The organism is Virgisporangium ochraceum (genome assembly GCF_016863655.1).
Lineage (GTDB): Bacteria > Actinomycetota > Actinomycetes > Mycobacteriales > Micromonosporaceae > Virgisporangium > Virgisporangium ochraceum.
This window is the reverse complement of record NZ_BOPH01000073.1, coordinates 35157-48036: the sequence shown is the minus strand read 5'-3', so window position 1 is coordinate 48036 and position 12880 is coordinate 35157. Positions and strand designations below refer to the sequence as shown.

General features: G+C 72.1%; 9 protein-coding genes. 5 read left to right on the top strand and 4 right to left on the bottom strand.

The window, feature by feature from the left end; genetic code table 11:
• Positions 1–32: 32 nt before the first annotated feature.
• From Voc01_RS25460 to Voc01_RS25440, 5 genes are all read left to right on the top strand, one after another.
• A complete protein-coding gene (locus Voc01_RS25460; RefSeq protein ID WP_203930064.1) occupies positions 33–3419 on the top strand; it encodes a cyclic nucleotide-binding protein in 3387 nt (1128 codons plus the stop codon).
• 238 nt (positions 3420–3657) lie between these two features.
• Positions 3658–4647: an Os1348 family NHLP clan protein gene (locus Voc01_RS25455; RefSeq protein WP_203930063.1), complete on the top strand. Its 990-nt coding sequence runs from the start codon at positions 3658–3660 to the stop codon at positions 4645–4647.
• Positions 4648–4768: 121 nt separating this feature from the next.
• Positions 4769–5197, top strand: a complete 429-nt coding sequence (locus Voc01_RS25450) for a hypothetical protein (protein ID WP_203930062.1) — start codon at positions 4769–4771, stop codon at positions 5195–5197.
• An 86-nt stretch (positions 5198–5283) separates the two neighbouring features.
• Positions 5284–6186, top strand: a complete 903-nt coding sequence (locus Voc01_RS25445) for an ABC transporter ATP-binding protein (protein ID WP_203930061.1) — start codon at positions 5284–5286, stop codon at positions 6184–6186.
• On the top strand, positions 6186–7250 hold the full coding sequence (locus tag Voc01_RS25440) for an ABC transporter permease (protein ID WP_203930060.1): 1065 nt from the start codon (positions 6186–6188) through the stop codon (positions 7248–7250). Before Voc01_RS25445 ends, Voc01_RS25440 begins: the two co-directional genes overlap by 1 nt.
• Here Voc01_RS25440 and Voc01_RS25435 read toward each other — a convergent pair.
• The 4 genes from Voc01_RS25435 to Voc01_RS25420 all read right to left on the bottom strand — a co-directional run bounded on the left by Voc01_RS25435 (position 7247) and on the right by Voc01_RS25420 (position 12532).
• A complete protein-coding gene (locus Voc01_RS25435) occupies positions 7247–7780 on the bottom strand; it encodes a GNAT family N-acetyltransferase (RefSeq protein WP_373873868.1) in 534 nt (177 codons plus the stop codon). The two genes, Voc01_RS25440 and Voc01_RS25435, sit on opposite strands and share 4 nt — an antisense overlap.
• A gap of 54 nt (positions 7781–7834) precedes the next feature.
• The gene (locus Voc01_RS25430) at positions 7835–9697 is read right to left on the bottom strand and encodes a bifunctional metallophosphatase/5'-nucleotidase (protein WP_203930059.1); all 1863 of its coding nucleotides are present in this window, start codon (positions 9695–9697) and stop codon (positions 7835–7837) included.
• 112 nt (positions 9698–9809) lie between these two features.
• A complete protein-coding gene (locus Voc01_RS25425; protein WP_203930058.1) occupies positions 9810–11828 on the bottom strand; it encodes a prolyl oligopeptidase family serine peptidase in 2019 nt (672 codons plus the stop codon).
• On the bottom strand, positions 11828–12532 hold the full coding sequence (locus tag Voc01_RS25420; RefSeq protein ID WP_203930057.1) for an SDR family NAD(P)-dependent oxidoreductase: 705 nt from the start codon (positions 12530–12532) through the stop codon (positions 11828–11830). Before Voc01_RS25420 ends, Voc01_RS25425 begins: the two co-directional genes overlap by 1 nt.
• Between the last annotated feature and the right edge of the window lie 348 nt (positions 12533–12880).

Here is a 12880-nt window from a genome sequence, read left to right as displayed (position 1 = left end):
GGTGCTTACCCTGCGACCGCGAGGTGGGGCCGATGACTATTGCCGAAACGCGGATCAGCGTCTGGGAGGCGCTCGCCGGGCGCGCCCCCGGTGTTCCGACCGGTCCGGCCGACCCGGGCCTGTGGCGCGCCGTCGTCGACCGGCTGAACCCGGCGAAGGCTCGCCCCGTCCTGCGGAAGGACATCGAGGACGCCCACCTGGTCAGCGCGCGCAGCGTCCCGTACGTGATGCTCCGCTCGCCCGACCGGGGCGAGTCCCGGTACCTGCGCCTGACCCCCGACGAGTGGCGGCTCGCGCTGCTCTGCGACGGCACCCGCACCGTCGCCCGCCTGGTCGCCGAGTTCGCGAAGATCTCCGGCAAGCTCGCGCCAGACCAGGTCACCCGCGTCATCGCCGACCTCGCCGCCAACCGGATGCTCGAGGAGCTGCCGGTCGACGCGTTCCGGCCGATCCAGCACACTCTCCGCAAGCCGTGGCCGGTGCGCCTGGGCCGGGGCATGGTCGCGTTCGCCCAGGGCCGCCGGGTGGTGCTTGCCAGCGTCGACCCGCTCGTCGGTGCCCTCTACAAGGGCGGCGGAAGGCTGTTCTTCACCCGTGCCGGCGCGCTCCTCTCGGCGCTGGTGGCGCTGGTCGGCATCGGGCTGTTCGTGTGGACCTGGGCGACCGGCGCGCAGGCGGTGTTCCTCACCGAGGACTCCTACATCGCCGGTGCGCTGGTGCTGCTCGGTCTCAACGTGGTGGCGCTGGCGTGCCACGAGCTCGGCCATGCCCTCGCCACCAGACACGCCGGCCGGCGCGTACCCGTGGCGGGCTTCCTCGTCTACTTCGGCATCCCGAGCGTCTTCGTCGACACCACCGACGTGTGGATGGCCGGCCGGAAGGCCCGCATCATCACGACCGCCGCCGGTCCGGCCGCCGGGCTCGTGCTCGCCGGCCTCGCGCAGCTCCTGGCGGTCGTCTACCCGCCGGCCGCGCCGTGGGCGTTCAAGCTCTGCTTCGCCTGGTACGTCAACGCGTTGTTCAACCTCAACCCGTTCCTCGCCCTCGACGGCTACTACCTGCTCATGGACTGGCTGGAGGTCCCCAACCTGCGGGCCCGCGGCCTGGCCTGGGTGGTCGCGCGCGTGCGGCGCCGGCCGCCGCGCTTCGCCCAGCTCGACCGCGAGGGCCGGCTGGTCGCGTTGTACGGGATGCTCGCCGTGGTCTGGCTGGTGATCGCCGCGAACCTCGCGTACCGCATATATACCGACCGCGTGGCCGGGCTGGTCACGGGGCTGTGGCGGTCGGGGTGGCCGGCCCGCGTGCTGCTGGTCGCGGTGGTCGCGGGGTTGCTGTCGCCTGTGTGTTACGCGCTAGCTGGCTGGTCGTCTCGAAGAGTCCGTCGGTTGCGTGCTTCCGTACGCGAGCGGAACCGGGCCGCCGACGCGCCCCGGCGGCTGGCCGCGCTGCGTGAGTCGTCGCTGGGCCGGCTGCCCGTGCCGGTCCTGGTCGCGCTCGCCGAGCAGGCCCGCTGGGTGCACCCGCGCACCGGCCAGCACCTGGTGTTCGCCGGCGCCGCCCAGCCCGACGTGTTCGTCGTCGTCGACGGCGCGGTCGAGGGCCGGCGGCCCAACGACCCGTCCGGGCTGGTGCGGGAGCGGGTCGGCCCAGGTGGCGTCGTCGGGCTCGCCGGCGCGGTCACCGGCGCGCCGGCCGCGCTGACCTGGATCACCGCCGGCACCACGCTGCTCGCCGTGCCCGCGCCGGCCGTCGCCGGCGCCATCGGCCCGGTCTCCGGTCCACCACCGGCCGAGCGGGCCGAGCTCGACGCGCTGCTCGCCGAGTCGCCGGCACTGGCCGGGCTCACCGAGGACGACCGGCTCGCGATGGCCGCCCGCTCGAAGCCGGCCACCTGGGCACCCGGCGCCCCGGTGACCACCGCCGACCCCACCGACGCGGTGGTCGTCGCGGCCGGCGTGGTGACCCTGTCCGACGGCACCGACCTGCAGCGCGGCGCCCTGATCGGCCCGCGCGGCGAGGGCCAGCCGGCCGCGAACGCCACCGCACGCACCCCCGTGCGCACCTGGACCCTGCCCGCCGTCGGCGGCACCACCCTGCTCCTGGGTACCGGGGGCCCGTCGTCCACGGCCGGAGCCACGGCACCCACCTTCGGCGCCCACCCACCCGCCGCGTACCCGCCCCTCGCCGCACCGCCGGGTGCTCCTCCGCCGGTCGACGAAGACGCCGACGGCCGGTTCGAGCGCAAGCTGTGGTGGCTGCTGCTCCTGCTGCTGGTGTTCGCGCTGGGCGTCACCACGAGCAACATCTGGCCCGGTCCCGCCTGGGCCGAGATGCCCACCGACCGGGCGATGCTCACGGGCCTGCGCGGCACGACGGTCGCCGTCGTCGACGGCGAGGAGGTGCGCCTGGCCGAGGGCGACGAGGTGTACGTGAGCGCCGGCGACTCGGTCACCGTCGGGCGGCGCTCCGGCGCCTGGCTGACGTTCCGGGGCGGCGCGCGCACCGTGCTGTGCGCCGGGTCGGCGGCCGGGATCGGCGAGCTGGCCAGCACCGGGGCCGGCCCGACCCGTCCGTCGGCCGCGTTGCGGCTCGACCGTGGCCGGGCACTGGTCGACACCGGTGCGACGTCGTCGGCGTTCGCGCCGCTCGCGATGGCCCTCGGCACCGCGGCCGGCCCGATCGCCAACACCGGCGACGCGCGCTGGATCACCGAGCCGCAGGCCACCGTGGCGTCGATCGGCGCGGTCCGCCTGGCCGGTGACCTGCTGCCGACCACCGAGACCGCGCTCGACTGCGGCGACGGCGTGGCCCTGCCGGTCGCCGGCACGGCGGCTCCCACCACCGACCCGCCGGCCACGTCGGCGTCACCGGTGCCGTCGCTGACCCCGCCGCCGTCGAGCTCCACCACGACGGCACCGGACCCGACCCGCGGGCCCACCCGCGGACCGACGACGACGCGGCCGAACAACCCACCGAACAACCCGCCGCAGAATCCACCCCAGAACCCACCCCAGAACCCGCCGACGACCACCTCGCCGGCGCCGCCGCGCGACACGACGGGTCCGGTGATCCAGCGGGCGTCGGCCGGGCCACGGCTGATCTACGCGACGTACTGCCGCACCACGCCGACGACGTTCACCATCAGCGCGCTGGTGTCCGACGCCGCGTCGGGAGTGAAGTCGGTGGTGGCCCGGTACACGTTCTTCGGACAGACCACGACGGTGACGATGAGCGGTGGCAACACCTACACCAGCGGACCCATCGGCCCGTTCGGTACCGACGAGGCCAACTACACGATCCCGGTGACCATTGTGGCCACCGATGGGGCCGGCAATACTTCATCGGCCAGCGCCGGCTCGGTCACCTACCAGGCCCGGTGCCCACAGACGTCCCCCACGGTTGACGAGAAGGAGACATAGTCGGATGTTGTGCTGGTTCTGCGCCAAGGCTGCGCGCGGTTCATGCCGGTTCTGCGCGCGTGGGCTGTGCGAAGACCACGCGAAGTTCGGCCCCTACCTCCTCGAGGTGCACCGTAGCCAGGCACGCGGCCGCGCCGAGGGGCTCGTCGTGGAGGACGCCGTGCAGTGTGGGACGTGCCGGCCGCGGCCGCAGCCCGTCCCGATGCCCGAACTTGACTGACCGAGGGACCGTTGCGCCATGACGGATTTTGACGCCGCCCTGGAACGCCTGATCTCCGACCCGGCGTTCCGTGACGAGCTGGCCACCGACCCGGCCCGTGCGCTGGCCGGCTACCGGCTGTCGCCCGACGAGCTCGACCTGCTGCGGTCGCAGGTCGACACCGGTGCCGGCGACAGCCAGCGCCAGGTCGAGACGCGCACCAGCAAGGCGAGCCTGTTCGGCCTGCTCTCTCCGATGGGCGGGTTCGGTGGCCTCGGCGACGCGACCCTGAACCCGGCCGACACCGGCGGGCAGGGCGGTGGCGCCGGCGGCTCGTTCCTGACCGACCACCAGGACGGGTCGCGGTCGGGCGCCAGCTTCGGCGCCGACGACAGCCGCTCCGGCGCCAGCTTCGGCGCCGGGGAGAGCCGGTCGGGCGCCAGCTTCGGCTCGGCGGATCCGGGCGGGCAGGGTAGCGGTGGACAGGGCGGCGGCGGACAGGGCGGCGGCGGGCCGGTCGACTCGGGTGCCAGCTTCGGCACCGACGACGGCGCGTCTCAGGCCAGCTTCGGTGACCAGCCGGGCAGCGACGAGTACCGGCCCCGGCACGGCGAAGGGCACGGCGAAGGGCTCGGCGCCGTGGTGAGCCAGGCCGGCGACTTCATGGGCGACGGCGGGGTGGAGGAGGAGCCGCGCGGCACGCTCTACACCAGCGCCGCCGCGCAGGACTACACCACCCGGGTCGACGCCAACGGCGACGGCCGGTGGGACGACTTCACCGCCACCAACCGGGAGGACGGCGGCGTCGACCTGTCCGTCGACCGCGACGGCGACGGTCACGCCGAGTTCGTCGGCCACGACCTCGACCGCGACGGCCTGATCGACGAGGCCACCACCGACGCCGACGGCGACGGCGCCCTGGACACCCAGTGGGTCGACACCGACGGCGACGGCTGGCTCGACGAGCGCCGGCAGGCGCCCGCGTACGAGGCCCAGCGCTCCGAGATCAGGGACCCGCGGGCGCAGTAGTCGCGCGACCCGCGAGCCCGGCAGAAGGTTGCTCGCGAGCGCGGCACACTTTGGGGAGCACCCGCGCTCCGCTGTTACCTACCGTTGAGCACATCACCAAACGACGGCTGGAGCAGCGGCGATGAGCGAATTCGAGTTTCTTGAGGGCCTCGAGGGGGCCGGCGACGACGGCACCCACGATGCGCCCGACTCGCTCTGGTCCGACGCCCCCACCGGCGCGGACCATGACGCGAGCTACGACGACGCCTCGTCGTTCCAGGACGCCGAGTGGGGACCCTCCCACGAGGACGACCCGGCCGAGCCGCTCGACGTGAACGAGTACGAGGACCCGCTCGCGATCGAGGAGCCCGGTGGGCTGCTGGACGGTCTCGAGTTCGACCTCTCGGGTCTCGATCTCGGCAGCCTGTCCGATAGCCATTTCGACGCCTCCTACGACCTGATCGGCTCGGACCCCGGTGAACAGGGCTGGTGGACCGACCTGGTGTCCGATCACAACCACGACGGCGCGTACGAGACAGTGTCGGCCGACGATCCGTACGTAGCCCTATAGACGCCGTGAGGCGGGACAAAACCGGCGCGTTCGACCAGACCTTGGTCGGGCGCGCCGGTTGATGTTGGCCGACTATCGTGCAGGTCGTGACGGGGACGATCGAGGTACAGGACCTCCACAAGCAGTACGGCGACACCAGAGCCGTCGACGGTGTGACGTTCGAGGTCCAGCCCGGGGAGTTCTTCGGCATCCTCGGACCCAACGGCGCGGGCAAGACCACCACCCTGGAGATCATCGAAGGGCTGCGGGAGCCCGACAGCGGTAGCGTGAGCGTGTTCGGCACCTCGCCGTGGCCGCGGAACCGGAGCCTGCTGACCCGCATCGGCGTCCAGTTGCAGGCGTCCTCGTTCTTCGAGCGGCTCACCGCGCGTGAGCAGATCCGCATGTTCGCGTCGCTCTACGGGGTCGCCGCCGACCGGGCCGACGAGATGCTCGCCACAGTGGGCCTCACCGACAAGGCCGACACCCGCACCGAGAAGCTCAGCGGCGGCCAGATGCAGCGGCTGTCGATCGCCTGTGCGCTCGTGCACGACCCCGAACTGGTCTTCCTCGACGAGCCGACGGCCGCCCTCGACCCGCAGGCCCGGCGCAACCTGTGGGACCTGCTGCGGCAGATCAACGACGCCGGCCGCACCGTCGTGCTCACCACGCACTACATGGACGAGGCCGAGGCGCTCTGCGACCGCGTCGCGATCATGGACCGGGGCAAGGTGCTCCAACTGGGTCCGCCGGCCACCCTGGTACGGGGGCTGCAGGCGCCGACGCGCATCTCGGTGGAGAGCGGCGTGCTGCCGGTCGCCGACGCGCAGGCGATCCAGCCCGGCGCCACCGTCGAGGACGACGGCGTCTCGCTGACGATCGCCACGACCGAGCCCGCTCCGGTGCTCGCCGCTCTGGCCGAGCGCGACGCGCTCCGTGGCCTGTCCGTGCGCGCCGCGACCCTCGAGGACGTTTTCCTCAACCTGACCGGACGGGAGTACCGGGCCTGATGCTTGGTCTACGAAGCCTCTCGCGGGCGATGCTGCTCGGGTTCGTCCGTGACCGGGCCGCCCTGTTCTTCACGATCTTCTTCCCGCTGATGTTCCTGCTGCTGTTCGGGGGCCTCTTCAAGGACAGCGGGGTGGCGAAGGTCGACGTGCTGCAGATCGGCGCTGTGCCGGTCCTCGACTCGTTGCCCGCCGACGCCCGCACGGAGCTGGACAAGGTGATGAGCGTCGAGCGCCGCGACGACGCCGCCTCCGCGCTCAAGGCCGTCCGCGACGGTGACGTCGCGGCGGCCGTCGAGCAGCGCGGCGACGAGGTCGTCCTGCACTTCTCCATGGCCGACCAGGTGCGGGCCGGCACCGTCCGGTCGATCTTCAACTCGCTCGTCGAGAGCGCCAACCTGTCCCTGAGCGGCGTGCCGCCGAAGTTCTCCCTCGACGTCGTGCAGGTCGAGGACGAGTCGCTGGAGACCATCCAGTTCATCACCCCCGGCCTGCTCGGCTGGGCCATCGCCACCGGCGCGACGTTCGGCGCCGCGCTGACGCTGGTGACCTGGCGGGAGAAGAAGCTGCTGCGCCGGCTTCGCCTGGCACCGGTGAGCCCGGCGGCGGTGGTGGCCGCCCGGGTGGGCATCAGCCTGGTGATCGCGTTCGCGCAGACGGCCCTTTTCATCGGCGTGGCGTCGCTGCCCTACTTCGGGCTGAAGCTCACGGCGTACTGGTGGATGGCCATCCCGCTGATCATGGCCGGCACGCTGGCGTTCCTGTCGATCGGCCTGCTCGCCGGCTCGTGGGCGAGGACCCAGGAGAGCGCGAGCGCGATCGTCAACATCATCGTGCTGCCGATGGCGTTCCTGTCGGGGTCGTTCTTCCCGCTCGACAACGCACCGGGCTGGCTGCGCGCGGTCTCGGAGGTCTTCCCGCTCAAGCACCTGAACAACGCGATGCTCGACGTGATGGTGCGCGGGCGCACCCCCGAGGTGGTGCTGCCGGAGATCGGCATCCTGCTGGGGTTCGCGGTGGTACTCACGGCCATCTCGGCCAAGCTCTTCAAATGGGACAGCGTCTAGCGCCACTCCGTGGCGAGGGCCGCCATGGTGACGGCGTCGACCCACCCGCCGTCCCACCGTAGGGCGTCGCGACGGACGCCCTCACGGACGAAGCCGACCTTCTCGTAGACGGCCTGTGCCCGCGGGTTGAACGCGTACACCTCCAGCTCCACGCGGTGCAGGCCGATCCCGAAGGCGTAGCCGAGGGTCAGGCGGGTGGCCTCGGTGCCCAGGCCGCGCCCCCGCGCGGCCGGGCCGAGGCTGATCCGGAAGCCGCAGCAGAGATTGTCCTCGTCGAGGTCGTTGAGGACGACCTCGCCGGCGTACCCGCCCGTGGCCCGGTCGACCACGGCCAGGTCGAGCCGGTCCGGCTCCCCGCCGCGGGTGGCGTACCACGCGTAGAGCTGCTCGGACGTGAACGTGGCGTGGGTGCCGGTGAGCTGCCGGCCCTCCGGGTCGTCGAGCATCGCCGCCAGGCCGGGAACGTCGTCGACGGTGACCGGGCGCAGGATGACGCGCTCGCCGGTGAGCGTCGGTTTGTCAGTGAACAAGATCGGACCCCCTGGCGCACAGCGTGCCAGGGGGTCCGCTCGACAGATACCGGTTTAGCCGGCCCGGGTGATCCGGTTCGCCGGGCCCGGCGCGATCGGGCCGGTCGCCAGGTAGGCGATCAGCGCGTCGACGTCGAAGCCGGGAGCGGTGACCCGGTTGGTGCCGCCGGTGAGGGCGGTGAAGCCGTCACCGCCGTTGGCCAGGAAGTCGTTCGTCGTCACCCGGTAGGTCGCCGCGGGGTCGATCGGCGTGCCGTTCAGGGCGATGTTCGAGATCCTGCTGCCGGCCGCGGCCGTGCTGTTGTACGTGTACGTGAAGCCGGCCGACACCTGCAGGATCCGCAGCGTCTGCACCCCGTTGACGATCGGGAACTGCTGTTCCAGCACGTCCTTGATCTGGGCGCCGGTGAGCGTCTGCGTCACCACGAGGTTGTTGAACGGTTGCACGGTGAACGCCTCGCCGTACGTCACCTGGCCGGGTGCCTCGCCGCCCGGGCTGTTGGCGTACGCCAGCGATGCCCGGATGCCGCCCGGGTTCATCAGCGCGATCTGCGCGCCGGCCGAGGCCTGCGTGTACCGCAGCTGCGCGTCGGCGATCACGTCGCCGAGCGGGCTCTCCTGGTTGCTGGCCGGCGTGACGTCGCGGACGATGTCGGCGCTGATCGAGCCGACGACGCGGTTCGCGATCGGCGCGACGGCCGTGCGGTACTTGTCGGCGACCGTCTTGACCTTCGGGTCGACCAGGGCCGGGTTGCGTACGAACACGCCGGGGGCGGTGGTCTGCCAGGTGCCGTCGGGGTTGCGCACGCCGTTCTCGGCGATGACGTTGCGGGCGCTCGCCGAGACGAACTTCTTCGTGCGGCGGTCGACCGCGAACGAGATGTCGGTGACCAGCTGGCCGTTGGTGCCGGCGCTGGTGACCACGCTCTTGCCGCCCGAGTTGGGAAGCTCGCAGGTGTAGAACCGGTGCGTGTGACCGGAGACGACCAGCCCGAACTCCGGCCGCAGGCCCGCGACGATCGGGGTGATCGCGCCGGCGAAGTTCGCGCAGCTCGACGGGTCGATTGTGGCCGGCGGCGGGTTCTGCGCGCCGCCCTCGTGGATGGTCAGCACCATCGCCTTGACGCCGAGGAAGCGCTTGAGCAGGTCGGCGTACATGTTCGCGGTGGCGACCTCCTCCTTGAACTCGACCGAGGTGATGCCGGCCGGGTTCACGATGCCGGGGGTGCCCTTGAGCGTCATGCCGACGAAGCCGACCAGCACGCCGCCGACCCACCGCAGGGTGATCGGCGCCAGGTGCGGCAGCCCGGTGCGCTTGTTCACCACGTTGGCCGCGAGGTACTCGAAGTCGGCGCCGCGGTACGGGTCGCCGTCCTGGCAGCCGTCGACGGGGTGGCAGCCGCCGCGCTGGAGCCGCTCGAGCTCGGAGACGCCCTCGTCGTACTCGTGGTTACCGACGGAGCTGATGTCCAGTCCGATCGCGTTGAGCACCTCGATCGACGGCTCGTCGTGGAACGCGGCGCTCACCAGCGGCGACGCGCCGACCAGGTCGCCGGCCGCGACCGTGTAGACGTACGGGGTCTGCTGGCGCGCCTCGGCCCGCAGCTTCTTCACCCAGTACCCGAGGTACTCCGAGCCGCCGGCGGGCGTGCCGTTGACGGTCGCGCCGCTGCCCGTGGGCGGGTCGAGCGCGCCGTGGAAGTCGTTGAACCCGAGCAGGTGACCGGTGACCGTGGAGCCGCTGCCGCGCTCGAACGCGACGTTGACCGGCGACATCGGGGTCCACCGGTCGGCGGCGCCGCCGGAGGCGTCCGGTTTCGCGAGGGGTAGAAGTGCGACGACCGCGGCGGCCAGTACCGGGACGGCGAGGTGCCGTGCCAGCCGTAACCGCCGCGGCGAAGCCACGGAACCAGCCATATTCACTCCCAGGATCGAGACATGCGACGGTCGCTATCTTTCGCCGCCGGGCCGGCCGGCGCGAGTGGTCCGATCTTTCGGTTTGGCATCGGGAGGGTTAGCGGAGGGTCCTTTACCGGAGATACCGGTCGAAGAAGGCCAGCAGGTCAGCCTCCATCTCGACGGCCCGGGTCACCGCGCGGGCCGAGTGCCCGACGCCGGTCTCGCGGCGGATCAGGATCGGCCGGTCGCCGCTGGTGGCGTGCTGCACCGCGGCGGTCATCTTGCGGGCGTGCATCGGATCGACGCGGGTGTCGCCCTCGAACACCACGAACATCGTCGCCGGGTAGTCGGTGCCCTCGACGACCCGGTGGTACGGCGAGTACCCGAGCAGCCAGCCGAGCTGCTCCGGGTCGGCCGCCGTGCCGTACTCGCCCGACCAGTTCGGGCCGAGCCCGAACTCCTCGTAGCGCACCATGTCGAGCAGCGGCGCCGAGCACACCACGGCGTCGAACCGGTCGGGCCGCTGGGTGAGCGCGGCGCCCACGAGCAATCCGCCGTTCGAGCCGCCGTAGCAGCCCACCTTCGAGGCCACACCGCTCGTCACCAGCCAGTCGGCCGCGGCGTGGAAGTCGTCGAACACGTTCTGCTTGTGGGCGAGCATGCCGGCGCGGTGCCAGGCCTCGCCCTCCTCGCTGCCGCCGCGGATGTTGGCGACCGCGAACACGCCACCCGCCTCGACCCACGCCAGCGCCAGCGGCCAGTACCGCGGCGCCATCGAGATGTTGAAGCCGCCGTAGCCGTAGAGGATCGTCGGCCGCGGCCCGTCGTACGGGCTGTCGGCGTGCACCACGAACATGCGCACCGGTGTGCCGTCGGTCGACCGGTACACGACCTGCCGCACCTGGATGGCCGGCGGCGTGGGCGCGGCGGCCGCCGACTCGAGCACGGCCGCGTCGGTGCCGGGCCGCCAGTGCAGCACGTGCTGGGTGGCGTCGAACGTGTGGAACGCCAGCCACAGCTCGTCGCCGCCCTCGGGCCGCGAGCGGAGGTCGGTGACCGTGCCGACGCGGGGCAGCGCGACCGGCCCGACCGGCGCACCCGTCGCGAGGTCGTGCACGGCGACCTCGGAGACCGCGTGCCGCACCAGGTCGACCGCGATGAGGTTCGCGGTGTCGAGCACCGCGTACGACGACAGCACCGCCTCCGGGTCCTCCGCGACGAGCGTGGTCCAGGCCGTCGGGTCCTCCGGGTCCGCGGTGCACAGGCGTCCGCGCGGCGCGTCGAGGTCGGTCCAGATGTACATCCGGCCGTCGCGGACGCTCGCGTACGCGCGGGCGTCGCGCTCCGAACCCATGAACACGGGGACGAACGTGAGCGTGTCCCGGCTGAGGTCGGCGATCCAGACGTCGTTGCGGGGGTCGGTGCCCCGGGAGGCCGAGACGATCAGCCAGCGGCCGTCGCGGCTGGTGTTGACGCCGAAGTAGGTGGCCCGTTCGGCGCCGTCGCCGAACACGAGCACGTCGTCGGCGGGGTCGGTGCCGACCCGGTGGCGGTACACCCGTCGGTGGTGCACCCCTTCGTCACCCGGCCCGTGCCGCTGGAAGAAGTACTCCTCGCCACCGGGCAGCCAGCCGACCGAGGAGTGCCGGGCGCGGTCGATCGGACCGTCGAGGAGCTCGCCGGTGGTGACGTCGAGCACGTACAGCTCGGACTCCTCGGTGCCGCCGGCCGACACGCCGTATGCGAGCCGGTCGCCCTCGATCGAGGGCTGCCAGACGTCGAGCGTGGTGGTGCCGGCCGGGTCGAGCGCGATCGGGTCGACCAGCACGCGTTCGGTGCCGTCGGCCTCGACCACGAGCAGCACCGAGTGCTCCTGGTGCGGCTCGCGCCGGCGCATGAACCGGCGGTCGCCCCGCCAGACCGGCGCGGTGACGATGCCGGCGCGCTCCAGCTCGTCGAGCGTCGCCCGGAAGCGCTCGCGCGTCGGTGCCAGCTCGGCGAGGTGACCGGCGAAGAGCTCGTCCTGCGCGGCCGACCACTCCTTCGTGCGCGGGTCGTCGGTGTTCTCCAGCCAGCGGTAGGGGTCGGCCACCCGGTGACCGTGCAGGTCCTCGACCAGGCCGAGCCGCTCGGCGGCGGGGTAGGTCATCACGCCCTCCCGTAGACGGGGATCGTCGCGCCGCTGGTGGCCGCCGAGTCGGGACCGGCGAGGAACAGGATCGTGGAGGCGATCTGGCTGGGTTGTACCCACTTGTCGTAATCCGCGTCCGGCATGGCGGTCCGGTTGGTGGGCGTATCGATGACGCTCGGTAGCACGACGTTGCACCGTACCCGTGCGTCCCGGTACTCGACCGCGACGGCCCGCGCGAACGCGGTGACCGCCGCCTTCGACGCGACATACCCCGACGCGCCCGGGAACGGCTGCTCCGCGGCCCGGCTCGATACGCACACGATCGACCCGCCGCCGGCCGCGACCAGGTGCGGGAGCGCGGCGCGCGTCACGAGGAACGTCGGGCGCAGGTTGACCGAGAACTGCCCCTCGAAGTCCGCGAGTGACAGGTCGTGCACCTTCGGGCCGGCGGCGAACCCGCCGACCAGGTTCACCACCGCGGTGAGCGGCGCGGCCGGGTCCTCCGCCGCCACGGCTGTGACCTCCGCCACGGCCGCCTCGTCGGTGAGGTCGACACCGGTGAGCACCCGCGCGCCGTCGACCCGCCCGTCTCCCCGCCCGTCGCCCCGCCCGTCGCCCCGCACCGGGAGCACCACCCGCCAACCCGTCTCCGCGAACGCCGCTGTGACTGCCGTGCCCAGCCCGCCCGTGCCACCCGTGATCAGGACGCTGCGATCCGCCATCCCGGCAACTTAGCCCGTGGATCGCGGCCCGATTTCACTGGCCGGCGGAGACGCGGCGTGGCACTCTCGGTGATGGCACGCCGTCCGGTTTCCGACTCGGGTACCGGAAAGTGGGCTTGATCCGTCATGGGTGCCGGGTTGACCTCGAAATTATCGGGCAGATGTTCCCTGTGAATATTCACAGGAAAGAGCGCAATTTCCCCGCTCCCGGTTAGCAACCGAATTTCTGGTCATCCAAACGTGCGCGGGCGCCGAATACCTCTCAGCAGGCTCTCAGCAGGTCAGTTGAACCTTCAGAGGTCTGGGTGCGTCTTAGTAGTAAGTGGCACAGGTCTCAGCGGTCGTAAC